Raw genomic sequence first — 22,584 nt, 5'->3', positions numbered from 1 at the left:
ATGCCTTGGTACAAGTGGGCTGGAGGCACTTTTTTGAGCGCTACGAAAAGACTACTATTCCGGCGGAAAAGTATACGTTTTGTATCACCGCAAAAAACAACGGTCGTCCTTAGAGTGACAAGCATTCAAGCCCTATCGGCTTCTGGCGACCCCTTATTCGGAATTCGGGTCCTCCCCGGCCTCCGTGATCTCCTGTCTGAATAGCTGCAGGAGAGATGTTTCCGCTGCCTTTCCATTTAGCGAATACAGTGGATTGATCGCAAACGCGGTCCTGCCATAAGCTTCTACTCGCCGAAGGATCCGCTGCTCGATGAACACCTTGACGATCCGCCTGGCCTGCGAATAAGAGCAATCGGCTATCCGGGCTAGGTCCTTCATCGTAAGCGGTACGCCTTTCCGGCCGCGCTCGTTGTCCCCCTCAAGAAGATTAGTCCCCTCACTAGCATACGGTGCGATCTTCAACAAAAAACCAGCCTCAGCGAGTGACAGCTTCCTGAGCCGTCGTTTCGCCTTCTGGCTTGCTTTGATCTTCACGAATTTTGAGCTGCGGCCCGCGGGCCTGAAAATCTTTACGATCTCATCTGGCCGTCGAAGGAGCTGCTCCTCATAAAAAATTTCACCCGTGTCCGGGTCAATGTATTGCCGCATTACATCATCACCACCACCAATTGAGTTTGTTTTGCAAAAGAAAAAGCACCGCATGGGGTGCCTAGATTTGCGCAATTCTAGCCTCTATTGTGGTTAACAAACGATCAATTTCATTTACTCTTGACCGAATTTCTCTGAATTGAGTTTTGAATGCTGTCTCTTTTTGCTCAATAGCCCCTCTTAATTCATTCGCTTGATTGCTAAATGATTCGGCAGCTTTTTCGTCCTTGATCCTCCAAGACCAGACTGCACCTTCTAAGGTATCGCACCGGATTTTTAATCGTTCAATTTCTTCCTTGCTCATTTTCGCTATATTCTCTAATTCCTCTTTTTCTGCTTCCAATTGATTTTTCCATCTTTGTAATTCATCAAGTTCAATCGACATAACAACACCTCCTTCCCTTCTACAAAACATTCGTCAACAGGGAATTATTCTCTGCTACTTTTTTACTAAGAAGCCCGCCCAGTTTCCCAGGCGGTAGGAGGGGTTCGCGAAAGAAAAACTCCTTTCACATATAGCGGGCTTTCGTATGACAAAAAAATGACCTCTTCATGCAAGGAAGAGGCTGGATGCTACACGCTCTGAAATTTTTACTTGCGCACGGGTGACAAACGTCTGCACGCTGCTCTTGGTAATCTTCAGCAGACGAGCTGTGTCTTCGAAAGAGAACCCTTCTCCATGTGTCATGATGTAACACTCACGCTCGCGCTCTGTGAGGCTGGACAAGGCGTCTTCCAACTGAAACCTCTGCCACTCAGTAAGATTGCATGGACTACCAGCGGTGCCTCGGGAGACGAATGCTTGCATACGTACCGGGTCCATTAGCTTCTCCCGTTCATATGCCGCTCGCCGCTCGATCCCCCGTTTGTTCCCTGGACGTCTACCAGTCTCGAGCCATTCAATCACGAATTCCGTATCACCGATCATCTCGCCAATAATCTGGCGCTCACTCTTGTGTTCGTCACCGTTTGAGGTGGTCTTGGCCCTGCCTGTCTTCCTCTTCACCTCTTCCAGACGCACTACTCTAATCGAATCGTCAGACTCCTTCAGGCTACGCTGTATACGTTTTAACGCCTTCCTTGTCTCTTTATACCCGTTGATCAAATCTTGCATGAGAACCCCTCCTCATTGCGTTTATTTGCGTGTTTTGCTCTTGTCTTTTAAGAACCGCCTTGGACCAACATCGCCCATCAACCGACGCAACTCCCTAATCGTCAACACTTCGGCAGGCTTCGCTGGCGGTGGCTTCCTATATCGATCCTTCGCACGTTCCAAGTGCTCCTGGAAGCTGACTGGCTCTTTGTCTTTTTGTCGCTTAAACTCCATGATGTCCCGCACCTTTACCATGGCACGCTCCTCCTTTCGGCAAAATAAAAAGAGCGCCAGAACACACCCATATTGGGTGAAGATTCTGACGCCCTCCGCTTTTCGGTCAGGCCATTTATTTTGCTTTTCTGTACCGCTTTCGTTTGGTCTCTTCGGTATCGAGCAGCTTGTCATCTTGGGTTATAATCGTGAACCTATGATGTGCTTCCAGTTTGCAACTCTCCACGACGTTACCATCCTCGATGATGACGACTCTGACACCTTTTTCTAAGGGATATTTTACCACAGTTTCTGCTTTTTCAATAGCGCTCATCTTCCGTTCCCCTTTGTCTATAGCCGTGATATAATGTGATTAACGAACACACATTTGCTTCATTTGCTCCCGGCAGGGGGCTATTTTTTATTCTTCGAAAAGGCTAATAACTTCATCGATCCTGGCGTTTGGGAATGGACCATAGATTTTTTCTCCAATGACAACTACAAATTGCTCCTCTGTTTTTACAATTCCCCCGACGCTTTGGATCATTGCCACGTCCATTTCGTTCACTCCTGAAATATTATGTTAAATCACGCTCATCCTGCCTGTTCCTCATTCTCTGGATCAGCGGTTACTTCCAGCCCGAGGTTATACTTCTCATTGATGTGCCGAAGATACCCTTCAAACTCACCATAGCTCGTGTCATACGCTTCCTGAGTTGCAATCACTTCGAATTTCACCCTGGTGCCTTTCTTGGTAGGCTTGTACCATCTTATAGGCTTCGTTTTTCCTTTCAGCATGTCAAACCAAGCGTAGGCTTTTACTGCTGCATATGCTGCTTCATCCTTCGCTAGATCGCTTGTCATGCCACTGTAGTTCTTCTCTCCACCTAGAACACGGAAATTAGAAATGCTCATTTCATACCCTCCTCATCACAATTTCTCTTTGGCCCATCTTGCAAAGGATTTCCTGGAGCAGCTACCTGAATCGAAGAAACGCCATTTCCCGTCGTTCTGAACATAACCCTTTTCATAACGAACGCGGCGATCCCCACCTAGTCCATTGAAAAAGCCAATGATTTTGCGAAACCGTCCATGTTTGTCTGTATAAACAACGTCTTTTTGAAGGTCGTTACTGCTCATATGAACCTCCTTCTCAAAATTTCTCTTTTGTTAAATGGCGACGTCCTTGACCTTTAGGTAAACGAGTGACAAAGCATGCGGAGCTGACTTAATACCTCGGTGGTCATCGTCGGAATAAATTGGACTTACTGGTCCGGTCGTTTCTCGCATGTCGTATGCAAGCCCCAGGTATCCGCCGCAAACATGTTCATAGCTCAGAAATATTCCTTCTTCTGCCGCTTCTTCCACCAGCTCGCCCATGCCTTCCCAGGTGGTGGAGAATGAAGGGACTGGATGGCCGTTGCTTTCCATCTCTTCAACGCCCCACCCCAACGCCTCAGCAACCTTTACATCCAGTTCACGCCCTGGCTTCATCATTTGACCACCTCAATCTCGTTCAGTGTGTTGTGAGCTCGTTTTCCCCGATCAGCCATGACTTTAGGTGAGCAACCTAGATGGGGTATGCTGTAATTGTTCTGATCCGCATACCAACGCAATGCCGCCTCCGCAGCCTGTGCCCTTTGTATCCAGTACGGCAGCGCTTCGCGGGACTCCGCGATAAACAAATGGTCGTCGGGCTCTTCGTAACCACCCAATTCAAACACTCTTTTGCCTTCTAAGTTCCAAATCACTCCATTCACATCATCAACTACCCACGGCCCCGGCGTAGCTGCCTCGCACATTGCCAAATCCTTTTCAGCATCACGCATCAGTCCCCCACCTCCAGCAGCTCAGGGTTTTCGTAGATGTTGCCGATGACTTCAAATGCATCTGGTTCCACTAAATACGGCATCAGCAAGTATCCCCGGTCGTCTCCAGCAAGCGCCCACATAGTTTCATTCCAATACACGATAACCTCCTGTATCTCCTCGCTCTCGATTTCTTCACGGCTGCAGCTCGTGTACTGGCGTTTAGTCCACCTAAGGATATCCCCCTCATAAATCTCCTTGCCGTTCTTGTCGCGGAGGCCGGTGTATTTAATCAAATCTATCTCATCAAACCTGTAATACGCGGTGTCGCCTGTTCTAGTCATGTCCAGTTCCACTTCTCTGAGCGAAAAATCAATTGCGACAACCTCTACAACCCATCCCAGTTGGTGGACATGCGCCCGGTATTTTACCTCACGTCCTTGCATCCCGTTCCCTCCCACTATCAATTCGATGCCAGCGATTTACGCCGCGCTCAATGTTCTCGATCATCATGCTGATGGCCACATAAATCCTGATCGCCATGTATTCATCGTGATTCAACTCGAAGCGCTTTACATAGATCGGCCCAAGTCGCTTTTGTTTATCCTGCAATTGTTCGAGTGACAAATCCGCCAAGTCGTCGTAAACGGGGATCTCTTGACCATCAATTTGCATCCCGTTCCCCTCCCTATGGCACCAGATCGTTCATTGTCTGAGTGCAGTTTTCGCATTCCCACTCTCCGTTTTCAAGTAGTAGCAGTTTCTTTTCCTCGAAAAACCTTTTGCACACCGCGCAACGCTTGCTGTCGTCGTGTTCGTCGAATGGGCCAATGTCTTCCCCGTAGCTGCCCAAATAAACGTCCCTGTCATGATTCCAGCAGTTCTTGCACATCTTTTTACCAGGTGCAAAGTCGAAGAGATGAGGACCTCTCAGCTTCTTGGCGATCTCCCCGCACCAATCGCACTCTCCGCCGTTAACGTATTCGGCCCTAATTTTCCCCAATTGCTCTGGCTTCAACTCCACTGTCCCGACTATATCTGCCTCTCCGATCTCAATTCGATTCGGCAGACCGTCATACGCAAGCTGGTACACTGGGTCCTGCTCGTCCACTCCCAAGTGAATGTATATCCTATCCTCGACGCGCAGTAGATTGTAAGTTGCCATCCCGTTCCCTCCCATAGGCACCGATCCGTGCCGATCATTGTTAAGCAAACCCGTTCCCTTTTTTGTACAAAACCCAAAGCCCTTCACCTTGTCGCTGATAGTGCCTTTCGCTCAATGGTGCTTCCAAATGAATGCGCCAATCGTTATCAGGATCTTTCTTGGCGATATCCTCGGCATCCTGAGCCGTCCAAATGCGTTCTTCGTCTTCGATGTAATCCAACTCGTCATAAACTACTTGTCCGTTCTTCGTTACCTGTGCAACGCCGAATCCCACTGCAATCAAACTACTCATGGGCAAGTGTTGATGTTGGCACCCGCAGCAAACGCAGCCGCCGCGCCCGCCTTCGATTCCTGGAAGCTTTTCATAGGCCATCCCGTTCCCCTCCTTTGTCATTCAAAGAACCACCAGACGCAACCTAATGCCATCACGACGCATACTGATCTTGACCACCAACGCTTGCACGCAACTCCATTCAAGACCCAGCCGAAGGCACCCATGGCCAAAATCAGTTTTGTCCAATCCATAGCATTTACCCTCCCCTGGACACACAAGTAATGAAATGTTAAGAAGACCCTTCGTTGGCTTTATGTTCGGCTCTGATCGCCTTCCAATCGGATGACGTGATGATCTTCCCCGTATACGTGTGAGCGGTCTCTTCACTGACCAGAACAGGTACTACATAGTCGAGTTCTACGTCCTCATCTGCCAAGTCCAGCATCTTTGCTGCTTTATCTGCGAACCATCCCGCCATAAAGCCCTCGTCAGCTGCTTGCTCGGGCGTGACCAATCCCAGCAAGTCGTTGCAGGATACAGTGAAAGTTACAGTGCCTTGTACAAGAACTCGTTCAACTTTGATTTTTGACATTTTTTATTCTCCTCTCATTTAACAAATCGATTGTTGTGTAAAACCGATTCCTTTAATAATCGGGCCTTTCAAGTACAAACTTGTCTCCATCCCACCACTGTGCGTATTTCCAAGCAACTCCGGTCAGATCAAACTCCCTACCATCTAAAGAGTGCTTTTGAATCCAATCTTCTGAATATCCGAGAGACTTCAATACCTTGATGGTTTTGCTGTTCAGTTCAACATTCACGTAATAGCACGCTTCTCCATCGGCTTCATAGTCCAACACTTCGAGCGTATTTATTAGGTCGATCGCTTCCTGCTTCTCCATTTCAAATCCCACCTTTACAAATCGTGTGATTAGTTATGTCTCTTAATTTAGTCTGTGACCAATAACATCCAAGATCGTAATACAATATAGAAAGGAGTGTATCAAATGAGTCGAGTTGGTGATCTTTTCAAATGGTTAGGTTACATACTCATCGCTACGGCATCTTTCTATATTACTTATAAAATCCTACAGTACTTCACTTAAGAACAGTCATTGGGCAGGGTCTGATATAATTACCGATTTGTTAAATCAGCCTTTCAATCCACGCTTAACAATTAGACGATGATCGTATTTCGCCCAGTGAAATGACTCCCCATCTTCCCCATACCATCGAACGTACACCGACTTTCCCGATAACGAGATATCATCGACAATTCCATGATTCAAGTGCTTCCACTGGCTCCGATGGCAATTTGCGTGCTCGACTATATCGCCTTTTTTCAGACCATTTAGTGCTTCAGTTCGCATGCTGCTGTCCCTCCTCATTCGGTTTCAAGTCCGCCAAGCGTGGAGCGTAGTAGTCGCTCAAGGTACTTTTCCCGCCACGCGGAACCTCGACCAGCGTACGCCGGTTAAGGCTGGTTCGTTGTCCCTTGAACCGGCTTTTCGGCAGTCCCGTCGGTAGGAAATTGGTGGCGTCATCATCCGGTCCCAAGAATGCAATCAAAATGCCACGCTTTTCTTTCCAGCTCCCCTGTGCCTGGCTGGTCCATTTTACTTTGTCTCCGATCTTCATGGCCTTTCCTCCCTTACCGTTTTGATAAATCACTTTGAGAACACCCCGTTGAGTTGGTAAACTGTAAGAAACTAACAATGGGGTGCAAAATATGGACTATTCATTCGAGAATCTTAAACAAGACTTATCCATTGGACGTGAAATTGAATTTAATTATTCAGGTAGAAAATTTTCTATAACCAATACTCCTGTAGGATGGTCATTAGCTGAATATTACAAGGATGACATTCAGGTTTTTTCTTCTCACCAAGATTTACTGCAATACGGAAACATCGATGGAAAGGTACTTCAGGACATTTGGTCCCTTGTAACTGTGGAAACCATTTACTAGTTGTCACAGTAACTATTATGTTTACTGCACAATCTCTACATCTTCTCTCCCGCCTAAGAAGGCGTCAATGAAAGCCTGCGCTTCCTCTTTACTAGAAAAGTTTTCTTTTGGTTTTTCTTCGGAATAAACGATTCCTCCAGAACCAAATAGCCCAACTACACCCTTGATGTACTTGCCACCTATCATCAGAAAATAACCATTTGCATGATAAGGAACTTTCCAAGTTTCCATTTCATTCACCCTCTCTTGTTTATCTCCCTACACATCGTGTTAAACGCCGCACATGCCCTCGCATTCGTTAATGAAATCATTGATCAGATCCATTTGTTTGCCTTCTAGCCTGGCTTTGAAATCAATCTGGTCCAATGGAATTAATGAACGATGCAAGTAAGGCAAACTGTTCAACTTTCGCAATCCGTTCTTTTGTATCTCTCGCTCAAACTGGACTGCATCTTGGAAAGATTTCGGATCGTTCTCTTTCATGTCCAGCCACATCTTGTCGTTGTGGAACGGGCATCCGACACAGCTTGATTTGGGTGGCCTTGGATATCCGTTCCTTTGCAACCAAAGTAAGCAATCTCCACGGCTCATGTCCTTCTCGATCAACGGATAGTACATGGTCTCCCATTTGTGTCGGCCCGGCTTGACTCGTTGAAACTCGTCTGTGCTAATCCCCATCCACTTGGTTATCTGGTGTTTCATGCGTTCGCCCTTTTTGTATCCGAGAAGTTCGCGTATCGTCTGGTTAACTGCCTTAATCTTGTACTCTTCTGTGCATCCCCTCGGTACGATTCCTGGCTTCCCGTCACTGGTCCTTACGAAGAATGGCATATTAACCGAACGAGTTTGATTTTTCGAAGCCTCCAGAAGGTCTTTTCGAATATTTCCCCTGGTTGCGATATGAACGGGTATACCCATTTTCTCTACTTGGTTTTTAAGCCACATAAAGTGGTACATCACCCCTGCCGGCTCCCATCCTGTATCCGCAAAAACCGCGAAATCAGGTTTAGTATCAAATTCCCCATGAGCGGCCATCAGTAGCATTGTCGTGCTCTGTACCCCTGCCCCCAAGCTTAGAACTTGCATGGTTTCCCCTCCTGTTTTTACGTACTGAGCATTTTGTTAGGTTTGTTAAACGACCATTGGTGAGTTATTATTTTAAAAAAGTAAAATTCTGTGAGGATTACACTGATGGCAGAAAAATTAGTTAAGTATGAACAATATACCCGTCTTGATGTTCATGATATTTTTGACCCTATGTCACCTTTTACTCCTAGAAGTGGGACATGGGGATTGCAAGGTATTCTCCCCATTCCTAAGGAACCAAAAAGCTTTGTCTTCTTTGTCACTTTAGGACAAAAACAAGCTGGCCACTCTTTCGATGAGGGTATTACTGAAGACGGTGTGTTAATCTGGCAATCCCAACCTAGCCAAAAACTTAATGATCCGGTCATTTTGGATTTAATTAACCATGATCATGAGCAAAACAATATTCATTTATTTTTCCGTGGAAGGAAGATAAATCCCCGAACAAAAAAGGCCGAACTATATACCTACTTAGGAAAATTAGCCTACGTTACTCACGATAATGAAAAGGAACTACCAGTCCATTTCAAATGGCAAATCCTAGACTGGGACCTTACCAGTGAGCAAGCTAAAAATCTCCTAGGTATTCAGCTTATAGAACATCAAATAAATCAAACAACTTTTATACCATTACCTGGTCAGCGAAGGACTGGAGCTTCAACCGGCAGATTTCACGGAGTTCATAAAGACTTTGAAGAACTCCATGCTGTCAACAATGAGCTGGGCCTTAAAGGTGAAGTTTTTATCCTCCAATTAGAAATTTCTAATCTTCAAAATGCTGGTCGGCTTGATTTAGCTGCTCAAGTACAACATACCTCACAAGTTTTCGGTGATGGAAAAGGCTATGATATTCTTTCATATACACCTAATGGTGATGTAAAATATATCGAAGTCAAAACAACGACATATGGCCAATCGACCCCTTTCTACATGAGCAAAAACGAACTCACTTTCTCAGGTTTATATTCAGAGAATTATTACTTGTACCGGGTGTATAATTTTGATCCAATTACTTGCACTGGCAACTACTACATTATTAAAGGCAATGTTGAGGATAGCTTCCATCTCGAACCCTATCAGTACAAGGTTTACAGATAAAATACCAGGGAATGAGGGTTATCTTGTTCCCTTCTTTAACATAATTGAGATTGTGAAACTATAAGCTGAATCCATCCACGGCCTCATCGATCAGATCCTGTGTGATTCCGATGTAGCGCAGCGTGATCGCCGGGTGGCTGTGATTGAATATCATCTGCAGTGTCGCAATGTCCCGTGTCCTCTGGTAGAAATGGTACCCAAACGTCTTCCGCAGAGTGTGTGTGCCAACTTCGCTTCAGCCCGATCTTACGGGCAGTTCCGCTCAGAATTTGGTAGGCCCGAACCCTCGTTATCGGCTGAGGCCTCTTCGACGACGCGAACAGGAACTCGTCATCGTCCATTCCCTGTGTGTAGCTCCTGATTGCTTCCTGTAACTGCTGGTTTAATTTGAATCGTTTTCGCTTTCCAGTCTTCTTTTCTGTAATCAACAGGTGTGACTTGTTACGCACATCCTCGACCTTCAAAGGCAGAATATCCGAAATCCGTAGCCCTGTGTTGATGCCGAACATCAGCAAAAATCCGTTCCTTGCTGATTGCTTTTTCAATAGTGCTTTCAGCTCTTCAAGTTTTGCTTTATCTCTGATTGGCTCAACAAAGTTCATACTGATCCCTCTTTTCTTGTCTCATCAGCCTGTGCTAAGCTTCCTGCAGGAGTGTGATCACATGGAAAAGTCTTTTTTCTTTCCGGTACCTTGGGGAGACGTAACTTTTTTGAAAGAAACATTAATTGCAATGGAGCTGCCTTTCTCTATAGAGCAGCCTTCCGATCGCTTGCAGTTGGCCCCTGGTGAAGTAGCTCTTGTCTTCCCTGATCTTCACGTTCGCGATTACAACGCTGTCCGTGAGTTGTTTGGTGGCCACGGAAAACGGTATCCAAAGTGAACGAACTACCTCCGTCCATTCCAAGACGGCCGGCCGCCGCCCACTTTGTAATTGTTTAGGCGACCGATCCCGCTTTCGTTCCTTGCCCATTCGGCTATTTTCCTTGGGACAATTACAGGTGCTGAACGCTTTGGTTTTTGTGGATTGCTCATCTTCCACACGCTCCCTCTCTTACGCCGCCTCGCCTATTAGCTTGTCTACCCATAGTAGGTAATCCAGCGCGGCCCTTTTTGTTTTTTGTACGGCATATGCGTAGTACTCGAAATCGTCTTTTGGAATACTTTTGCGTCCTCCAGTTTGGGCATGAAGCATGTAGTGCCGGATCGTTGACAAGGGGACAAAGAATACTTCTTGTGATTTCGCGAACTCAATTAGGAAGAAGCAAATAGCCCCCTGTTGTTCGGCCTTTTCCAAGTGCGTGATTTGATGATGCTGATATTATCCAGGGGGAAACGAGTCTCTTCTCGGGTAGATTTAGCCTCGAAGTAAATCGCTTTGCCTCGGTACACCCCGTCATAATCCACTGTCGATTTTTTCTCAAAGGCTGCAATGAAGTGGAATCCCTGTTTGCGAAGGGGCTTCATTGGTGTAGGGCGCTTGTGAATGAGTGCGATTCCGGCCCGTTCGTACTGAAGATTCGTGAAGTTCAGGAGTTGTTCAAAGGCTTGTCCTCGGTTCGCTTGGCTTGTCCGAATTCTCATGCTTACCCCTCCTACTAGGCCCCAATATCTTTTCTATCGATCATTGCGAAAATGCCGCGCTTGGTAAGCAGATCATGAATAAACAGCCGGCCTTTCTGGGTCCAACGCGTGTTCATCTTAACTGTCTGCTCCCCGTTGGAGTGAACCACGTCAACTGTGTATGACTTGGTGTAGCCCTTATCGTGATGCTTCCGGTAGAGCAGCCACTGACCATTTTGTTTGTACTGCACACCTTCCTCGTTCAGGATCTGGTTCAGCTTTTGTCCGCTCATCCCGTAGTCCTTGGCGATCTGCGTGATGGTGACCGTATCTTTCGACTGCAGGATCTGGTCCAGGTAGGTGACTTTCGGCTCGTATTCTGCCACGCGCTGTTCCAGGACAAGCGCTTTGGTTTCTGCTGTTATACGAGCCTGTTGCTCTTCTTTAAGCCTTGTAGCCAGCCCGATAATAAAGTCCGGATCTGTCAACGCTTTTTCAATCGTTTCTGGCGTCATATAGGCACCGTGCTTACGAATGGACGGGATGACCACTTTCCTGACCCATCGCTGAAAGTCTTTTGCTTCGGGTTTACGGCTGTTCATCACAAGACCATACAGACCAGATTCGCTGATTACCGTCATGGTTTGTTGTCGACCGATGGTGTCGGTTAAACCGACGGCATCTTTTTCATCGTCGTCAAGTCGGCTGACTGCATCCCTGCTGTTGGCGATCTCCAAAATATCGCAAACATCCTTTGCAACGAACCAGGGCTCGCCGCCCTTAACCACCACACGAACCGGCCTTTCTTGAAAACTGAAAACGTTTTGAAGTGCTTGCATGATCGCTCCTCCTATCGGGCTTGTTTTTGTTTTTGGCGAAGTTGCTCAAGCATGGCCTTTAACTCGGGATAATCTTCGATCGTTTTAGGTTCTTCGGGGCCCATAGGCTGCTGTACGCTTTGTTGCTCAAGCTGCCATTGAACGGACGCTGGAAGCTTGTCCTCTCTGAGAGGCACGACCTTTCGCGATTGTTTTTGCTCTTGCTGTTGATGGAATGCTTGGTTTTCCTGCTCTGCTTGCTCCGCCGTTCTTACCCCTTTTGCAAAAAGTTTCTCGATAGCTCCCTTTGCATAATCCCAAGCTTTTCCCTTTTCTGCGGCTCGACGCATAGCCCAAGCCAGCATGTCCATTTGGACTCCATCGTCTAGGTAGCTATGTAGCAGTTCCGTGATAGTTCGATTTGGCTCATAGACGAAGTAGTGCTTGTACTGGTCGATGGCACTTTTATAAACGTGAAGGTCTCTACCACCGACCACGACGACCACAGGTTCATGTCTTTCCCCTTTGGAGGGTAAGGGTGGTAGTAATTCTATATCTGCTTCTGTATCTGTATCTGAATCTGTATCTGTATATAGGGTGTTGCCCTCCGTTACTTTGTCGTTACAGGACGTTACATCGACGTTACAAGTTGTTTCACTTTTTGTGTTAGGTTGATCACAATCGTTACGTTTCGTTTTTGCTCGATGCTTTTTTACGCGCTCATTTACCGCCTTCGGACGATCTGACGGATTGTCATATTGACGCTTTTCCCAGTTGATAAAAGAAATCCTATCCTCATCTCTTCGGATCATCCTCAGTTTCTGTAACTTGTTGAGCGTTTCTGTAAGCAGCTCCACATCTCCATTCGAGACCTCTACGGCAAGTAGCTCATCGTCGTAACCAGTGATAGTTCCTCGATCACTCTGCTCGCCAGCAATACAGAGGAGGTTAAACCACACTCTGTGCTGACTGTCATTTAGTGCGCGTAATTTTGCATCGTTTCGAGCCTCTGAATACATGCGATACCATTTCATTGCAACCACTCCTCTGGTGTTTTATCCCTTTTCGACCGGTTGCATCGGAAACATGCAGTTGTCAGATTCGACAGTTCATGTGATCCCCCACGAGAGGCAGGAATGATATGATCACATTCAAGCTTACGACCTCTCTCACCGCAGTAGGTGCAGGTATAATCGTCTCTAGCAAACACCTGCTCCCTAATTGCCCTCCATTCACTCAAAGGCAATCTGTACTCTGGATGGCTCCGTTGTCGTTCTATCCAATTCAGGAGTGTCACGCCACCGTCCGCGTGACGTTCCATCATTTTGAGCGTGACACACATGTCGATAAATCCCTTTGCTTGCTCCCACTCACCAGAAGGCAATCCGGCGGCTTGTGCCAGGTCTTCGTCGGTATACTCGATGCCATCGGCGATAAATAATTTGCCGCGCTCGGACGACTGTGAAGCCTCACACATCGCCGTAATCCAGAGCCACTTCTGGACAGTTGTGAATCTGCGAATCTTGGGGTCTTTTAATATCTCTGGATACAACCTAAACCACGGCATCATCTTTCTTTTCCCTCCCCCGCCTTTCAGCTAGAACTCGGTAGTTGTTAATCTTGATCGGCTCCCACTCCGGGTAGTAACGCCTCACGTAAGCTGCAGCAAATCTTTTTAGGGTTTCTGGATCAGCCAGAGTGCGGTACAAATCCGGGAGTGGAAGCCATTGTTTTTGTGTATCCATGGCTATCTCTCCGCTACAAAAACAGGTTTCCCCGTAAGCTCCTGTATCTCTCGCTTGAAGAATGCTTCATCGCTGTTGTTATCGCTCAGATGCAGTAGCCATATCTCCTGCACCTGGGAAAGATCATTCGCGAGCAGAAAGTCTTTCACGTTCTCCAAACTGAAGTGAGAGCGTAGCAGTCGTTTTTTCATCACTGAAGGAACACGGCCGGCTGCTATGTTCTCGTTGAGTAGCTGCAGACTGTAGTTGCACTCGACCATGATGTGTGTCAGCCCCTGGAATCGGTAGCGGATATAATAGGTGTCTGTGGCAAACATCAATTTCTCTCCCGTCTGGTTAGCCAGCAAGAAGCCCAGTGGTTCTGCCACGTCGTGCTGCACATCAAATGGTAGAATCGACCATGTACCTATCCGGAACTGCTGCTTTGCTCTGATGGGCTTGGTACGGTGGCCGGATAGCCCCAAGGCCTCGAGTGTGCCCTGGGAGGTGTATACGTTTATGCCGGCTTTCATGACGTCTGTAGTAGCCTTCCCATGATCTCCGTGTTCATGGCTAATGAGGCAGCCAGCGATCGATGACACCTGAAAGTCTAGCGCCCGCTGAATGTCCTTATACCGGATGCCCGCCTCCAGCAGCAAGGCGGTACATCCATCGGTTATGTGATAGGCGTTGCCGGCACTGCTGGAGCCAAGTGGTTTGATCTCGATCATCAGAACCCAGGTCCTTGCTCGACATGTTGATCAGCAAAGAGATCAGACTGTTGGTCTTCTTGCATCCTGCTCGAAGCTTTCCCCTGATCGACAATAGTTACTTCCGATTCGATGTCGATCACCTCTCTGTTCGCGTTCTCTCGGACTTCTAAAGCAACTTCCGCTTCTGCATACTCAGCTTCCAACTGCTTCAAGCGCAAATAGTCATCATCAATCTTTTGACTGTCGATCGTGATATCGCTATATGCTGCACGATATACGGTCTTCCAGCACATCTTTTCATACCAGCCCTCAACTTGCTCTTTTCCTACCTTCTGACCGTTTTCCCACTTGTCTTTTTGTCCTCCCCAAAACTCAGGACTGGCATGATCTGGCTTGCGCTTCAAGATATCCTTAATGCTCATCGTAACCAGCTTGTTCTTCTCTGGCTTTTGAGTGTACTGGTGATAGTAAAAGCCTCCGATTATCTCTCCACGATCAAATGGATTAGTAACCTCAAACTCATACCCTTCGCACTCGTTTTTCCAATCTTTTTTGATTGACCGAAACTTGTCCGTAGAGTAGACCAACTCGACAATTACGTTATCAGGCACATCAAGGCCATATTTTGTCGCCTTGAGTTCGATGCCGCGATACCCTTCGATGAAGGCGATGTCGTACTTGTTTGTATTGTTGTTCTTGAAGGGAATCAAATTTATATGATTCGGCTGAGCCGGATCAAACCCGACTCTTGCCATGGCCACAACGTCGCGAGCTAATTTCTCCATGTTCACATTGGCCCAGGTTACTGGAAGTGGATCGCGATATTTTTCCGCTTTCTTCAAGCGTTTTTCTTCTGTCGTTTTCAAAACAGCGTCCAAAGCGATGAAGTAGTTTTGAGCGAGACGTTTTTGGAAATCGGTTAAGGCAATAGTTCCGACGCTTGCACTAAACTCGGAAACAACCTTTTTCATGAAGCGTTCGGACTGAGTCAATTCCCTTTGTGTCATTGCGTTTGTTTGGTCAGTCATCTATACTGCCTCCTTAATGTCAGATTGAGGCGTTTCGACACGCAACTGCTTGTCCTTTTCGCTTACGATCAGGCGAATTTGCTGGCCGATCGTTTCCATCATTCGTGTGACAGCCTCAGCATTGTCGATGAAGATTGGCACTGTGATGCCGTAGTGTTCGGAGAGTGTGTTGATGATGTCCAGGCCGACGTTGATCCGTGCTGCATTGTTCAGACCGCTGCTATATGGCACCCCATTGAACGTGGTCTCGCACACTTCTGCAAGCCCGCCGTTGATTTGCTGTTCAAACAATTTGAATCGCGCGTACCGGAATTTGCTGTTGATCTTTTCTTCCAGCAAGTTGACCTTTGTGCGAATAAACTCCTCGGTCAGGAAGAGTTCCTGCTCCAATCGCTCAAACTCGGCAGCCAGTTCCTTTTCCCGCTCTGACAGTTCCGCGATCCGCTCCCTGGCGGCCCGAACCTGGGCAAACTTGGCTTTCTCTTGCTCCAGTGCTTCGACCTGGGCTTTCAAATCGACGATTTCGTCCTGGACCTTTGCCGCTGCTTCCTGCACAGATGAACGGAGCTGCTCAATCTCCTGATGTATAACTGTTGCTTCTTGTTTCTTCTGGAGATAACCCGGGTCGGAGTCAACACTATTGATGCCAGTTTGCAGTTCGTTCAGCTCGAATTCGGCTTTTTGGATTACCTTTTCTTTCACAGTCACTTGTTGTTCCAAAACCTCAATCTCACTAGCCAAGGCGGCGTTCTCCTGCTCCAACCGTTTGGCTTCATCCGCTGCAGTTTTGCCTCTTGCTGTGATCTGCTCCAAACGCTCAGCCTTTCGTCGGTTGAAATCAGCTTGGGCCTTCTGATGAGCAGCTTGAATTTGTTCCTCCGGCAGGGCTTGGCCGCATGTTGGGCAGTCCGTATCATGATGATGTTCAAACGTTTCACCATTTACTTCGTACCACTGTTGGCGAAGGCGATCGGCTTCCGCTTGTCGCTCTACGATCCACTGCTTGTTTCGCTCGATGGTGCGAGATTTGTCCCTCACCTGTCTCACCAACTCGTCATAGTCGCCTTTGAGAGCAGATACTTCCTGCCGCTTGGTTCCCACTTTCTCTAGTGTTCCAGCCTGCAGTTGGTTTTTTATCTCCAGCAGTTCGCCCTCGATTTCACGTAGCCGCTTTTCCTTTACCACAATCTCGCCACCAGACCGGATGCGGAATAACTCGGCCTTCCTGCTGTCGATCTGTTCTGTGAGAGTAGTAATGTCCTGTTGCAATGATTTTTCATTCAAAGCACTTGTATCGGGCATCGAACGCTGTACCTCATCGATACGGACCGGGATCTTATCCAACTCTTTGTTGATCTCAGCCCGGCGGGCGGCTATCACTTTACGATGGTCTTCTATGTTGCGGCCGTTCAAGATGCTCGGGAGTTTCGCCAATTCCCGGCTGCTGGCAATCACGTCATCGTCAGATATGTCACCACATACCTGCAACAGTATCTTGCGGCGCTCTTGCCACTTCAATTGCTCATTGAAGTATGTCGGGCTTGTCAGGAGCTTAAAAACATCTTCACTGACGATCTGGTCGACACGCTCTTTGTACTCATTCATCTTCACCGGCACACCATCCACAAAATAATCCGTTGTGTGTCCAGTGAACTCGGCGGTCGCTGAACCGCGTTTTTTCGTCCACTTTTCAGCGTAAACCTTGCGTAACGTGATCCGTTTCCCATCGACCAGCAGGACACCCTCAACCTCATGTTCCACACCGTGGAGGACGTTTCCGTGTGCATCCAGCGTCTTGATTTGGAAGTCCTTTTTGTTCTGGCTGTCTTTGTCGAACAGCAACCACGTAAAGGCATCGAACAGTGTAGTCTTACCAACTGCGTTGTCGCCGAACACATCTACGTTTCCTTGAATGTCCAAGGTAAAATCTCGAACCCCTTTAAAATTCCGCAGGGTAAGAGTTACCAACCTGATTTGTTTTCCCATGTTAATCCCTCCTATTGATTTATGAGGGTCGATAAGCTACGATGGAGGTACATATATGATCGCAGCTTTATCGACCGAGACTCAGCGTGCCAGCGCTGGGTCTTTTACTTTTATTGCCGCCTGGATATCATCCAAGCACCAACCGGTACGGCTCTTTTCAAATGCCTGCCCTTCCTTACAAGTGGTAATGATTGTTGATGTGCCGTAAGCTTCCAAGGCTTCTTTTGGCGTTTCCATCGGTAGATAGACAAAGCAGCGCTGCCCACAAAACTTGCAATATGGCCCCATAGTTTCCCTCCTTCCGTTTAGTCACGAGGCCGCCGCCGTCCCAACCTACTACGGCAGCCGTTGCGTCTCCCTGGACGCGCCACGCATTGACCTCGCTATGTATGACCTGTCATCGGAAACCCGATCCGCAATCGCGGTCCTCAGTGCCGGACGGTCATTCCCGGCAGACCAGGGGAGTGCCCTGGTTTCGACTCATGCAATAGCTGGCTGTTGAATTTCCGCTTGGAGTGTTTTCAGTCGTTTCATACGGCAGTCAATCTCATGCTTCAAGTCCCGTTTGTGAGCATACAATTCATCAGCAAGTCGCTTGGCTTTGAGATATTCCACATCAGCTGCCCGCCAATCATTGTCAGCTTCTTGGTATGCCTGGTTCAGGTTTGTTAATTCACGTTCTATCTCAGCAATCTCCATCGTCAGGGTTTTTTTCATAGGGCTTGTCCTCCTTGGAACACTGTGATAAGCTACATGTATACCGAATATTCGTTCTGGTTTGATCAGGCGGTCTGTTGAGAGCAGGCCGTCGTTTCTTTTTGTTTAATTTCTTCAGAAATTTGGCGGGTAATTTTCTTGTATACCTCATGTGCAACCAGATCGCCAGCCGTTTTTGCCACCATCATCATCCGCTGGTAAAAGTGAAGCTTCATCCGTAAGGTCTGTTCATTCATGCCGTTACTTCCCTCCCTCTACCTAAAATCCGCTGCATCCAGACTTCCTCTCGTTGACGCTTGATCTCCAGAACCTTTTCAGCGATTATCTTTTTCTTTTGAGCGTCTACCAACATCCCGCACTGTTCACTCCGCTTTGCAGTATCCATAAGGGCGTCGATGATATGGATTAGCTGCTCTTCGTCCAGTCCATCCAACATTTCCTTAACCTCTGTCATAAGAGTGTCCCCGCAAATAAAGCTTCTTGTCGCTCCCGTCGCATCAGTTCGCGTGGATCACTCACGACGATCTCTTGTGCTCTGGCTTCAATCAACCAGTTCTTTTGGTGAATAACCGGGTCGATTCCGTACCTCTCGTCCATCAGGATATGTACATCGTCACCAGATTGGAAAAGGTCTTCGATCTGCTTCCCAAGATGGGTCAAGATGCGTTCGTCGTCCTCAGTGAGAGGCTGCCATGGGCGCCTACTACGTTCCCACTCAATCGTTTCCTTCGCAGCCTCGATCACGTCCTCGCACTGCTTGATCAAGTTGTATAGGCCAACCGTCAAACTTACCATCAACCGTGGGTCAGTCGGAGGCGGAGCGTCACCATACAAGTGTTTTAGCATACGAGTTGCACGGTGATTCCCACACACTTGGACAAATGCCTCTGCGTCCTCACGCATCGGTGTAGCCCGGCCGTTAATTACATCTGAAACCCAACGGGCAGACCGGCCGATTTTCTTGCCAAGTGACTCGTGCGTCATTTGTTCCCCTGTTCTTTGGTGGCGGAATGCGTATTCGCAGATATCACCGATCCGCGACCGCGAGTAAATACTTACTGACACGTTACTGTTCCCCATGTGTTCGCCTCTCCTTTATGTGATTTTCAAAGTACTATAAGGGTGTGCTCATCTTTCAGACTCCCCCTCGTTTTCACGATGGGGCGTTCTTTTTATCTAGGTACTCTGTGTAAATCCTGATAGATCTAGCACCGATTCTATTTATCTCAACGGGTGTGTAATGTAATCTGCTCGCCAGACATATTTGGTGGAAATGAACCAGTTCTACTTCATCAGTAAGCAATACACTTTTTATGAACAGATCGTCCGAGAGAGCAGTCACTTCATTGGCTAGCGTGACAGCTTCGATGCTTTTTGCAGTAATGCTGTTTATATACTCTTCGACCGCTCGGTCTAGCTCAGGAAACGGCACAATACGGTTTTCAGACATCATTTTCACCTCACTTTCTACGGGGAGAAAAACACTACTTGCGAACTAGATAAAAACTGAGTTGACCAAAGTTATTCGAAATATGGAGCATCTCCCAGCCTTGTGCCAGCTTGTCATTTGCTTCTTTAGGGCATTTTGTGAGGCAAATGCCTTTGATCTCAGATACGTCCAAGCTTCACACCTCCTTTGCTTCACACAACTGCATGCAGCGTCGAGTCTTGGCGGTGACCCAACCGTTTCCTTGCCTGACCTTTGACCTTGTTCAGACAGCTCGGTTTGATGTATTCCGGCGCGGCTCCCTTATCAGATCGTCGCTCGCTCCCGCTCTTCGGCGCTCTATGCAGTTGTGTGAGTAATAACCTTGATTGCTAGGCTGTGACCTTTACGCCATATTCCTGTTCAATCCAGTTAACCAAGCTAACCTTCGGAACCCGTAGCATCGGACGCTTGTCCGATCCAATGTTAATCACTGGGAACCCTGTTCGCCGAGCTAATTCATATGCGTACTTGCGTTCAACCCGCAATATTCGGGCGACCTCGTCCATTTTGAGTAGAGGCGGGAACGAGTTGAGGTCAGTTGCTGCTGGTTGAGGCTTTGACAAGGTGTTCACTCCTTTCAGTTATGCTGATCACCCTTTCAGGCTGTTTTTTGTTCACATTTGTGAACGTTTTCGATAAAAAAAATATCTTCAAACTCTACATCTAAAGCTTCGCATATGTCCTTTGCAACTTGAGGACTAGGATTTCGATTTCCGCTTTCCAATTGGCAAATGTAAGACACTGCTCTGTTGATTGCTCGCGCAAGACCACGTTGCGAATATCCTTTTTTTATTCTTGCTTGAGCGAATTCACGAACCTTAACCTTTATCTTCATTGTCACCACCCTTTCGTTCGTTTCCTTCTGTGAACAGAATAACACGCTTCGTTTCTTTTTGCAATCACTTTTTGTTTCTTTTTGAAAACAATTGTTTTCAAGTGTTCACATGTTACAATAGAAGTGTTCACAAACGCTAACTATCAAATCTGAGAGGAGCCACTTTATGGATTTTGGCAAGTATATAAAGCAACTTCGTGAAAGTCGCGCCCTCTCTGTACGGGAGTTGGCGCGAAGGTCTGGAGTATCTTTTGCTCATATTTCACAAATTGAATCTGGTCAACGTGGTATTCCTAAGCCTGAGACTATTAAGAAGCTAGCAGATGGTTTAAATTGGGAATTTGATGACCTAATGCACAATGCTGGTTATCATAAAGAGCCCACATCCCATTCCGATAATAAGGACAAGCCAGTAAACCGTGCTTTCCTGGAGTTGCCGGGAGATACAACTGAGGAAGAGAGGGAGTTCCTTCAGGCGCAGCTCGACGCGCAGTTGGAGATTTTTAGGAAGCTGAAGAAACGCAGCGAGAAATGACACCATGACACAACATCAGGAATGCTGTGCCATGGTGTTTTTTTATTGGAATCTTATATTCTCAAAAGTACAATAGAAGATTTGGGAGTGGGGGTGTAGAATGGTGGTAACAGCAGTTGCTTATTTCGGTGACATGGAAAACGGCATTTCCAAGCCGAAGATAATGCTTTGTGACGATGGTATTACTAGGGTTGTAAAATTTAACCACCCCCCTGAACTGAATAGGTCTCTCTTCCATGAGTTTGTGGGACATAGAATTGCTGAACTTCTTGACCTCCCAGTTCTTGATCAGGAACTGGTTTATGTCCCTCCGGAACTGACAGATGCTTATTCAAATATTGAGGGAATGTCTTCTGGTATAAAGGTCGGTACCCCATTAGCGGATGTAGATAAAAATTTAACTGATAACGGATTGTTCAGAGAGCCATTTAAAAGATTGTACGGTTCTTGTCTGAATAGACATGTTATCCCGGGTATTTTCGCTTTTGACATATGGGTACATAATAACGATCGCGGATCCAACAAAGGCAACATACTTGTTGTTCCGGACAAAAACGGAAATAAGCAACTGTACATACATGATCATGGTTTTGCTTTTTTTGAACCAGCTGCAACGATGGAGAGGTATAAGAAATTAACAGAATTTCGTGGTGCGCATTTAGATTGGCAAAGGCATAGGTATCCTTTTGGGCCGATTTACGAAGCATTAAAAGCCCATGTAGACCTAACAGACTGCTCAAAAAACCCCTTTGGACCATACATTACACGTATCGAATCAATATCTCGCGAAAAACTTGAACAGATCATGAAAGATGTACCACAGGAGTGGAAAATTCCTGAATATGAAAAAAATGCCGTCATAAGCTTTTTGTATGACAGGAGATATGCTGTTAGAATGTGTATAGACTATCTAGTGAAGATTTTCTGGTTTCCCGAATGGAATGGAGGTGAATTAATGTGGCCGGTCTTACATGTAAGTTCGTCGTAGTAAAATACATGCCAAGCAGTATTAAGCAAGAGGTCGTTAATATAGGCGTTATAATTCATTCACCAGCGTTAAACGAGCTAAAAATAAAATTTTTGGACTACGATCCTCGTGTAAAGCATTTTCTTTCGGAAGTTCAGTATGCTGAGTTCCGAGCATTTCGAAGAATGTTTAACAAGCACATCCGAGATCTAAAAACACAACTATTCGATCCACTATTAGAAATGAGATTGGATGATGAAAACTATTTAGAAAAACTTCACGAGCAGCTGGTAAGACCGTTTTTTGTTACAAAGCCACAGATCATCTTCTGTACCGAAATCGATTTGCAGTTGGAAAATCTATATTCAAACCTTGTTTTAAATCCGGACGAACAAAAGACAAAGCAAAAATCACTAATTAAACAAGTCGAAGAACGATTCGTTTCGGCTGGAATAGACAAATATCTTGAACGCGACATACTAATAAAAAATATGCCATTTGAATTACATGTCGAATTTGGTTTAAGACAAGGAAACGGTTTAGATCTGTTACAACCGATTTCCTTACAAGAATCTCCACGTGAGAACTATAAAGAAGGTGTCTTCTGGAGAGACGCTATTCAACGAGCATTTCAAGATGGTGAAATCAACGCATCACAGTTCATCGCAATCCTGAAACCACCTAAACATCCTCAAAGAGTAGGTTTTTCCGAACTAGTAAAACAACTCGAAGGAATAAATAATACCGTTGTTGTTAATTACAATACAAACGAATTTGAAATGCTTCTTTTTAGATTGAAGAATGAAAATATCACTCGGGCCTTGTAGGTCCTTTTTTCTCAAGTTAAAACAGAACG

General features: G+C 46.5%; 40 protein-coding genes and 3 pseudogenes. 6 read left to right on the top strand and 37 right to left on the bottom strand.

The annotated features are described in order from the left end of the window. Positions 1–153: 153 nt before the first annotated feature. From Q3F21_RS18095 to Q3F21_RS18015, 17 genes are all read right to left on the bottom strand, one after another. On the bottom strand, positions 154–648 hold the full coding sequence (locus tag Q3F21_RS18095) for a hypothetical protein (RefSeq protein ID WP_340256104.1): 495 nt from the start codon (positions 646–648) through the stop codon (positions 154–156). Positions 649–709: 61 nt separating this feature from the next. After that, the gene (locus Q3F21_RS18090; RefSeq protein ID WP_340256101.1) at positions 710–1,033 is read right to left on the bottom strand and encodes a hypothetical protein; all 324 of its coding nucleotides are present in this window, start codon (positions 1,031–1,033) and stop codon (positions 710–712) included. 165 nt (positions 1,034–1,198) lie between these two features. Continuing rightward, entirely contained in the window at positions 1,199–1,762 is a 564-nt protein-coding gene (locus Q3F21_RS18085) for a sigma factor-like helix-turn-helix DNA-binding protein (protein WP_340256098.1), read from the bottom strand. A gap of 21 nt (positions 1,763–1,783) precedes the next feature. Continuing rightward, positions 1,784–1,996, bottom strand: a complete 213-nt coding sequence (locus tag Q3F21_RS18080) for a hypothetical protein (RefSeq protein ID WP_340256095.1) — start codon at positions 1,994–1,996, stop codon at positions 1,784–1,786. Between the two features lie 94 nt (positions 1,997–2,090). Next, a complete protein-coding gene (locus Q3F21_RS18075; protein WP_340256092.1) occupies positions 2,091–2,288 on the bottom strand; it encodes a hypothetical protein in 198 nt (65 codons plus the stop codon). An 87-nt stretch (positions 2,289–2,375) separates the two neighbouring features. Next, complete coding sequence (locus tag Q3F21_RS18070) at positions 2,376–2,513, bottom strand: hypothetical protein (RefSeq protein WP_155807936.1); 138 nt, start codon at positions 2,511–2,513, stop codon at positions 2,376–2,378. Positions 2,514–2,548: 35 nt separating this feature from the next. After that, positions 2,549–2,869, bottom strand: a complete 321-nt coding sequence (locus Q3F21_RS18065; protein WP_340256089.1) for a hypothetical protein — start codon at positions 2,867–2,869, stop codon at positions 2,549–2,551. 15 nt (positions 2,870–2,884) lie between these two features. Beyond that, complete coding sequence (locus Q3F21_RS18060; protein WP_340256086.1) at positions 2,885–3,094, bottom strand: hypothetical protein; 210 nt, start codon at positions 3,092–3,094, stop codon at positions 2,885–2,887. A 30-nt stretch (positions 3,095–3,124) separates the two neighbouring features. After that, a complete protein-coding gene (locus tag Q3F21_RS18055) occupies positions 3,125–3,448 on the bottom strand; it encodes a hypothetical protein (protein WP_340256082.1) in 324 nt (107 codons plus the stop codon). Then, a complete protein-coding gene (locus Q3F21_RS18050) occupies positions 3,448–3,783 on the bottom strand; it encodes a hypothetical protein (protein ID WP_340256079.1) in 336 nt (111 codons plus the stop codon). The genes Q3F21_RS18055 and Q3F21_RS18050 overlap by 1 nt, the downstream gene beginning before the upstream one ends. Further along, entirely contained in the window at positions 3,783–4,208 is a 426-nt protein-coding gene (locus tag Q3F21_RS18045) for a YopX family protein (protein WP_340256076.1), read from the bottom strand. The genes Q3F21_RS18050 and Q3F21_RS18045 overlap by 1 nt, the downstream gene beginning before the upstream one ends. Beyond that, a complete protein-coding gene (locus tag Q3F21_RS18040) occupies positions 4,195–4,437 on the bottom strand; it encodes a hypothetical protein (RefSeq protein WP_340256073.1) in 243 nt (80 codons plus the stop codon). Before Q3F21_RS18040 ends, Q3F21_RS18045 begins: the two co-directional genes overlap by 14 nt. A gap of 13 nt (positions 4,438–4,450) precedes the next feature. Then, positions 4,451–4,927, bottom strand: a complete 477-nt coding sequence (locus Q3F21_RS18035) for a hypothetical protein (protein WP_340256070.1) — start codon at positions 4,925–4,927, stop codon at positions 4,451–4,453. Between the two features lie 40 nt (positions 4,928–4,967). Then, positions 4,968–5,300 carry a hypothetical protein gene (locus tag Q3F21_RS18030; protein WP_340256067.1) on the bottom strand — a complete coding sequence of 111 codons (333 nt, stop codon included), beginning with the start codon at positions 5,298–5,300 and terminating at the stop codon, positions 4,968–4,970. 190 nt (positions 5,301–5,490) lie between these two features. Further along, positions 5,491–5,793, bottom strand: coding sequence for a hypothetical protein (locus tag Q3F21_RS18025; protein ID WP_340256064.1), 303 nt, complete (start codon positions 5,791–5,793; stop codon positions 5,491–5,493). Between the two features lie 52 nt (positions 5,794–5,845). Further along, a complete protein-coding gene (locus tag Q3F21_RS18020; protein ID WP_340256061.1) occupies positions 5,846–6,103 on the bottom strand; it encodes a hypothetical protein in 258 nt (85 codons plus the stop codon). Between the two features lie 457 nt (positions 6,104–6,560). Beyond that, positions 6,561–6,839 carry a hypothetical protein gene (locus Q3F21_RS18015; RefSeq protein WP_340256058.1) on the bottom strand — a complete coding sequence of 93 codons (279 nt, stop codon included), beginning with the start codon at positions 6,837–6,839 and terminating at the stop codon, positions 6,561–6,563. Between the two features lie 91 nt (positions 6,840–6,930). Between Q3F21_RS18015 and Q3F21_RS18010 the strand changes: the two genes are divergently transcribed. Then, the gene (locus Q3F21_RS18010; RefSeq protein ID WP_340256055.1) at positions 6,931–7,170 is read left to right on the top strand and encodes a hypothetical protein; all 240 of its coding nucleotides are present in this window, start codon (positions 6,931–6,933) and stop codon (positions 7,168–7,170) included. 21 nt (positions 7,171–7,191) lie between these two features. Here Q3F21_RS18010 and Q3F21_RS18005 read toward each other — a convergent pair whose 3' ends face one another. After that, on the bottom strand, positions 7,192–7,401 hold the full coding sequence (locus Q3F21_RS18005; protein WP_340256052.1) for a hypothetical protein: 210 nt from the start codon (positions 7,399–7,401) through the stop codon (positions 7,192–7,194). 39 nt (positions 7,402–7,440) lie between these two features. Next, complete coding sequence (locus Q3F21_RS18000) at positions 7,441–8,256, bottom strand: hypothetical protein (RefSeq protein ID WP_340256049.1); 816 nt, start codon at positions 8,254–8,256, stop codon at positions 7,441–7,443. A gap of 105 nt (positions 8,257–8,361) precedes the next feature. On the opposite strand from Q3F21_RS18000, the gene Q3F21_RS17995 reads away from it, so the two are divergent. After that, positions 8,362–9,354: a DUF3427 domain-containing protein gene (locus tag Q3F21_RS17995; protein WP_340256046.1), complete on the top strand. Its 993-nt coding sequence runs from the start codon at positions 8,362–8,364 to the stop codon at positions 9,352–9,354. Positions 9,355–9,412: 58 nt separating this feature from the next. Here Q3F21_RS17995 and Q3F21_RS17990 read toward each other — a convergent pair. After that, a pseudogene (locus Q3F21_RS17990) lies at positions 9,413–9,956 on the bottom strand (site-specific integrase). Positions 9,957–10,017: 61 nt separating this feature from the next. Between Q3F21_RS17990 and Q3F21_RS17985 the strand changes: the two are divergent. Continuing rightward, complete coding sequence (locus Q3F21_RS17985) at positions 10,018–10,236, top strand: hypothetical protein (RefSeq protein ID WP_340256043.1); 219 nt, start codon at positions 10,018–10,020, stop codon at positions 10,234–10,236. A gap of 171 nt (positions 10,237–10,407) precedes the next feature. Here Q3F21_RS17985 and Q3F21_RS17980 read toward each other — a convergent pair. From Q3F21_RS17980 to Q3F21_RS17910, 17 genes and pseudogenes are all read right to left on the bottom strand, one after another. Further along, a pseudogene (locus Q3F21_RS17980) lies at positions 10,408–10,937 on the bottom strand (Holliday junction resolvase RecU). Between the two features lie 14 nt (positions 10,938–10,951). Next, complete coding sequence (locus tag Q3F21_RS17975; RefSeq protein ID WP_024983229.1) at positions 10,952–11,755, bottom strand: phage antirepressor KilAC domain-containing protein; 804 nt, start codon at positions 11,753–11,755, stop codon at positions 10,952–10,954. 11 nt (positions 11,756–11,766) lie between these two features. Then, positions 11,767–12,768 carry a DnaD domain protein gene (locus Q3F21_RS17970; RefSeq protein WP_340256039.1) on the bottom strand — a complete coding sequence of 334 codons (1,002 nt, stop codon included), beginning with the start codon at positions 12,766–12,768 and terminating at the stop codon, positions 11,767–11,769. Continuing rightward, positions 12,765–13,304, bottom strand: a complete 540-nt coding sequence (locus Q3F21_RS17965; RefSeq protein ID WP_340256036.1) for an HNH endonuclease — start codon at positions 13,302–13,304, stop codon at positions 12,765–12,767. Before Q3F21_RS17965 ends, Q3F21_RS17970 begins: the two co-directional genes overlap by 4 nt. Beyond that, positions 13,288–13,479 carry a hypothetical protein gene (locus Q3F21_RS17960; RefSeq protein WP_340256033.1) on the bottom strand — a complete coding sequence of 64 codons (192 nt, stop codon included), beginning with the start codon at positions 13,477–13,479 and terminating at the stop codon, positions 13,288–13,290. Before Q3F21_RS17960 ends, Q3F21_RS17965 begins: the two co-directional genes overlap by 17 nt. 2 nt (positions 13,480–13,481) lie before the next feature. Continuing rightward, entirely contained in the window at positions 13,482–14,189 is a 708-nt protein-coding gene (locus Q3F21_RS17955; protein ID WP_340256030.1) for an MBL fold metallo-hydrolase, read from the bottom strand. Further along, positions 14,189–15,199, bottom strand: coding sequence for a recombinational DNA repair protein (RecE pathway) (locus Q3F21_RS17950; RefSeq protein WP_340256027.1), 1,011 nt, complete (start codon positions 15,197–15,199; stop codon positions 14,189–14,191). Before Q3F21_RS17950 ends, Q3F21_RS17955 begins: the two co-directional genes overlap by 1 nt. Continuing rightward, a complete protein-coding gene (locus tag Q3F21_RS17945; RefSeq protein ID WP_340256024.1) occupies positions 15,200–17,185 on the bottom strand; it encodes an AAA family ATPase in 1,986 nt (661 codons plus the stop codon). A gap of 81 nt (positions 17,186–17,266) precedes the next feature. Further along, a complete protein-coding gene (locus Q3F21_RS17940) occupies positions 17,267–17,473 on the bottom strand; it encodes a hypothetical protein (RefSeq protein ID WP_340256022.1) in 207 nt (68 codons plus the stop codon). A 192-nt stretch (positions 17,474–17,665) separates the two neighbouring features. Further along, positions 17,666–17,902: a hypothetical protein gene (locus tag Q3F21_RS17935; RefSeq protein ID WP_340256020.1), complete on the bottom strand. Its 237-nt coding sequence runs from the start codon at positions 17,900–17,902 to the stop codon at positions 17,666–17,668. A gap of 65 nt (positions 17,903–17,967) precedes the next feature. Beyond that, a complete protein-coding gene (locus Q3F21_RS17930) occupies positions 17,968–18,138 on the bottom strand; it encodes a hypothetical protein (protein WP_340256018.1) in 171 nt (56 codons plus the stop codon). Next, the gene (locus Q3F21_RS17925) at positions 18,135–18,356 is read right to left on the bottom strand and encodes a hypothetical protein (RefSeq protein WP_340256016.1); all 222 of its coding nucleotides are present in this window, start codon (positions 18,354–18,356) and stop codon (positions 18,135–18,137) included. Before Q3F21_RS17925 ends, Q3F21_RS17930 begins: the two co-directional genes overlap by 4 nt. Next, complete coding sequence (locus Q3F21_RS17920; RefSeq protein WP_340256013.1) at positions 18,353–18,748, bottom strand: hypothetical protein; 396 nt, start codon at positions 18,746–18,748, stop codon at positions 18,353–18,355. Before Q3F21_RS17920 ends, Q3F21_RS17925 begins: the two co-directional genes overlap by 4 nt. Before the next feature lie 18 nt (positions 18,749–18,766). Then, a pseudogene (locus tag Q3F21_RS27485) lies at positions 18,767–18,982 on the bottom strand (helix-turn-helix domain-containing protein); the annotation flags it as partial. A 404-nt stretch (positions 18,983–19,386) separates the two neighbouring features. Then, complete coding sequence (locus tag Q3F21_RS17915) at positions 19,387–19,524, bottom strand: hypothetical protein (protein WP_340256010.1); 138 nt, start codon at positions 19,522–19,524, stop codon at positions 19,387–19,389. Positions 19,525–19,720: 196 nt separating this feature from the next. Then, positions 19,721–19,897 (bottom strand): helix-turn-helix domain-containing protein, encoded by a 177-nt coding sequence (locus tag Q3F21_RS27480; protein ID WP_425341276.1) that lies wholly within the window; start codon positions 19,895–19,897, stop codon positions 19,721–19,723. A gap of 92 nt (positions 19,898–19,989) precedes the next feature. Beyond that, a complete protein-coding gene (locus Q3F21_RS17910; RefSeq protein ID WP_340256007.1) occupies positions 19,990–20,226 on the bottom strand; it encodes a helix-turn-helix transcriptional regulator in 237 nt (78 codons plus the stop codon). A 166-nt stretch (positions 20,227–20,392) separates the two neighbouring features. Between Q3F21_RS17910 and Q3F21_RS17905 the strand changes: the two genes are divergently transcribed. The 3 genes from Q3F21_RS17905 (at position 20,393) to Q3F21_RS17895 (ending at position 22,555) form a co-directional block, all read left to right on the top strand. Continuing rightward, on the top strand, positions 20,393–20,761 hold the full coding sequence (locus Q3F21_RS17905; protein ID WP_340256004.1) for a helix-turn-helix domain-containing protein: 369 nt from the start codon (positions 20,393–20,395) through the stop codon (positions 20,759–20,761). 100 nt (positions 20,762–20,861) lie between these two features. Continuing rightward, positions 20,862–21,749, top strand: a complete 888-nt coding sequence (locus Q3F21_RS17900; protein ID WP_340256001.1) for a HipA family kinase — start codon at positions 20,862–20,864, stop codon at positions 21,747–21,749. Beyond that, positions 21,719–22,555 (top strand): DUF3037 domain-containing protein, encoded by an 837-nt coding sequence (locus Q3F21_RS17895; protein WP_340255998.1) that lies wholly within the window; start codon positions 21,719–21,721, stop codon positions 22,553–22,555. The genes Q3F21_RS17900 and Q3F21_RS17895 overlap by 31 nt, the downstream gene beginning before the upstream one ends. Positions 22,556–22,584 lie beyond the last annotated feature (29 nt).

Origin of the sequence: Brevibacillus borstelensis, assembly GCF_037834415.1 — a bacterium.
GTDB classification, from domain to species: domain Bacteria; phylum Bacillota; class Bacilli; order Brevibacillales; family Brevibacillaceae; genus Brevibacillus; species Brevibacillus borstelensis_A.
Note: the sequence above shows the minus strand (reverse complement) of the source record. Positions and strands in the feature narration are given on the sequence as shown.

Coding starts and splice junctions, on each gene's coding strand:
- Q3F21_RS18030 (WP_340256067.1), bottom strand. CDS start 5,300: ATGGCCTATGAAAAGCTTCCAGGAATCGAAGGCGGGCGCGGCGGCTGC.
- Q3F21_RS17935 (WP_340256020.1), bottom strand. CDS start 17,902: ATGAAAAAAACCCTGACGATGGAGATTGCTGAGATAGAACGTGAATTA.
- Q3F21_RS17960 (WP_340256033.1), bottom strand. CDS start 13,479: ATGGATACACAAAAACAATGGCTTCCACTCCCGGATTTGTACCGCACT.
- Q3F21_RS18000 (WP_340256049.1), bottom strand. CDS start 8,256: ATGCAAGTTCTAAGCTTGGGGGCAGGGGTACAGAGCACGACAATGCTA.
- Q3F21_RS18090 (WP_340256101.1), bottom strand. CDS start 1,033: ATGTCGATTGAACTTGATGAATTACAAAGATGGAAAAATCAATTGGAA.
- Q3F21_RS17950 (WP_340256027.1), bottom strand. CDS start 15,199: ATGACTGACCAAACAAACGCAATGACACAAAGGGAATTGACTCAGTCC.
- Q3F21_RS17995 (WP_340256046.1), top strand. CDS start 8,362: ATGGCAGAAAAATTAGTTAAGTATGAACAATATACCCGTCTTGATGTT.
- Q3F21_RS18045 (WP_340256076.1), bottom strand. CDS start 4,208: ATGCAAGGACGTGAGGTAAAATACCGGGCGCATGTCCACCAACTGGGA.
- Q3F21_RS17905 (WP_340256004.1), top strand. CDS start 20,393: ATGGATTTTGGCAAGTATATAAAGCAACTTCGTGAAAGTCGCGCCCTC.
- Q3F21_RS18025 (WP_340256064.1), bottom strand. CDS start 5,793: ATGTCAAAAATCAAAGTTGAACGAGTTCTTGTACAAGGCACTGTAACT.
- Q3F21_RS18070 (WP_155807936.1), bottom strand. CDS start 2,513: ATGGACGTGGCAATGATCCAAAGCGTCGGGGGAATTGTAAAAACAGAG.
- Q3F21_RS17925 (WP_340256016.1), bottom strand. CDS start 18,356: ATGACAGAGGTTAAGGAAATGTTGGATGGACTGGACGAAGAGCAGCTA.
- Q3F21_RS18040 (WP_340256073.1), bottom strand. CDS start 4,437: ATGCAAATTGATGGTCAAGAGATCCCCGTTTACGACGACTTGGCGGAT.
- Q3F21_RS18010 (WP_340256055.1), top strand. CDS start 6,931: ATGGACTATTCATTCGAGAATCTTAAACAAGACTTATCCATTGGACGT.
- Q3F21_RS17920 (WP_340256013.1), bottom strand. CDS start 18,748: ATGCTAAAACACTTGTATGGTGACGCTCCGCCTCCGACTGACCCACGG.
- Q3F21_RS18085 (WP_340256098.1), bottom strand. CDS start 1,762: ATGCAAGATTTGATCAACGGGTATAAAGAGACAAGGAAGGCGTTAAAA.
- Q3F21_RS17970 (WP_340256039.1), bottom strand. CDS start 12,768: ATGAAATGGTATCGCATGTATTCAGAGGCTCGAAACGATGCAAAATTA.
- Q3F21_RS17930 (WP_340256018.1), bottom strand. CDS start 18,138: ATGAATGAACAGACCTTACGGATGAAGCTTCACTTTTACCAGCGGATG.
- Q3F21_RS17945 (WP_340256024.1), bottom strand. CDS start 17,185: ATGGGAAAACAAATCAGGTTGGTAACTCTTACCCTGCGGAATTTTAAA.
- Q3F21_RS17975 (WP_024983229.1), bottom strand. CDS start 11,755: ATGCAAGCACTTCAAAACGTTTTCAGTTTTCAAGAAAGGCCGGTTCGT.
- Q3F21_RS17910 (WP_340256007.1), bottom strand. CDS start 20,226: ATGAAGATAAAGGTTAAGGTTCGTGAATTCGCTCAAGCAAGAATAAAA.
- Q3F21_RS18080 (WP_340256095.1), bottom strand. CDS start 1,996: ATGGTAAAGGTGCGGGACATCATGGAGTTTAAGCGACAAAAAGACAAA.
- Q3F21_RS27480 (WP_425341276.1), bottom strand. CDS start 19,897: ATGGACGAGGTCGCCCGAATATTGCGGGTTGAACGCAAGTACGCATAT.
- Q3F21_RS18020 (WP_340256061.1), bottom strand. CDS start 6,103: ATGGAGAAGCAGGAAGCGATCGACCTAATAAATACGCTCGAAGTGTTG.
- Q3F21_RS18065 (WP_340256089.1), bottom strand. CDS start 2,869: ATGAGCATTTCTAATTTCCGTGTTCTAGGTGGAGAGAAGAACTACAGT.
- Q3F21_RS17955 (WP_340256030.1), bottom strand. CDS start 14,189: ATGATCGAGATCAAACCACTTGGCTCCAGCAGTGCCGGCAACGCCTAT.
- Q3F21_RS17900 (WP_340256001.1), top strand. CDS start 20,862: ATGGTGGTAACAGCAGTTGCTTATTTCGGTGACATGGAAAACGGCATT.
- Q3F21_RS18075 (WP_340256092.1), bottom strand. CDS start 2,288: ATGAGCGCTATTGAAAAAGCAGAAACTGTGGTAAAATATCCCTTAGAA.
- Q3F21_RS17940 (WP_340256022.1), bottom strand. CDS start 17,473: ATGGGGCCATATTGCAAGTTTTGTGGGCAGCGCTGCTTTGTCTATCTA.
- Q3F21_RS18060 (WP_340256086.1), bottom strand. CDS start 3,094: ATGAGCAGTAACGACCTTCAAAAAGACGTTGTTTATACAGACAAACAT.
- Q3F21_RS18095 (WP_340256104.1), bottom strand. CDS start 648: ATGCGGCAATACATTGACCCGGACACGGGTGAAATTTTTTATGAGGAG.
- Q3F21_RS18050 (WP_340256079.1), bottom strand. CDS start 3,783: ATGCGTGATGCTGAAAAGGATTTGGCAATGTGCGAGGCAGCTACGCCG.
- Q3F21_RS18015 (WP_340256058.1), bottom strand. CDS start 6,839: ATGAAGATCGGAGACAAAGTAAAATGGACCAGCCAGGCACAGGGGAGC.
- Q3F21_RS18005 (WP_340256052.1), bottom strand. CDS start 7,401: ATGGAAACTTGGAAAGTTCCTTATCATGCAAATGGTTATTTTCTGATG.
- Q3F21_RS17985 (WP_340256043.1), top strand. CDS start 10,018: ATGGAAAAGTCTTTTTTCTTTCCGGTACCTTGGGGAGACGTAACTTTT.
- Q3F21_RS18035 (WP_340256070.1), bottom strand. CDS start 4,927: ATGGCAACTTACAATCTACTGCGCGTCGAGGATAGGATATACATTCAC.
- Q3F21_RS17965 (WP_340256036.1), bottom strand. CDS start 13,304: ATGATGCCGTGGTTTAGGTTGTATCCAGAGATATTAAAAGACCCCAAG.
- Q3F21_RS18055 (WP_340256082.1), bottom strand. CDS start 3,448: ATGAAGCCAGGGCGTGAACTGGATGTAAAGGTTGCTGAGGCGTTGGGG.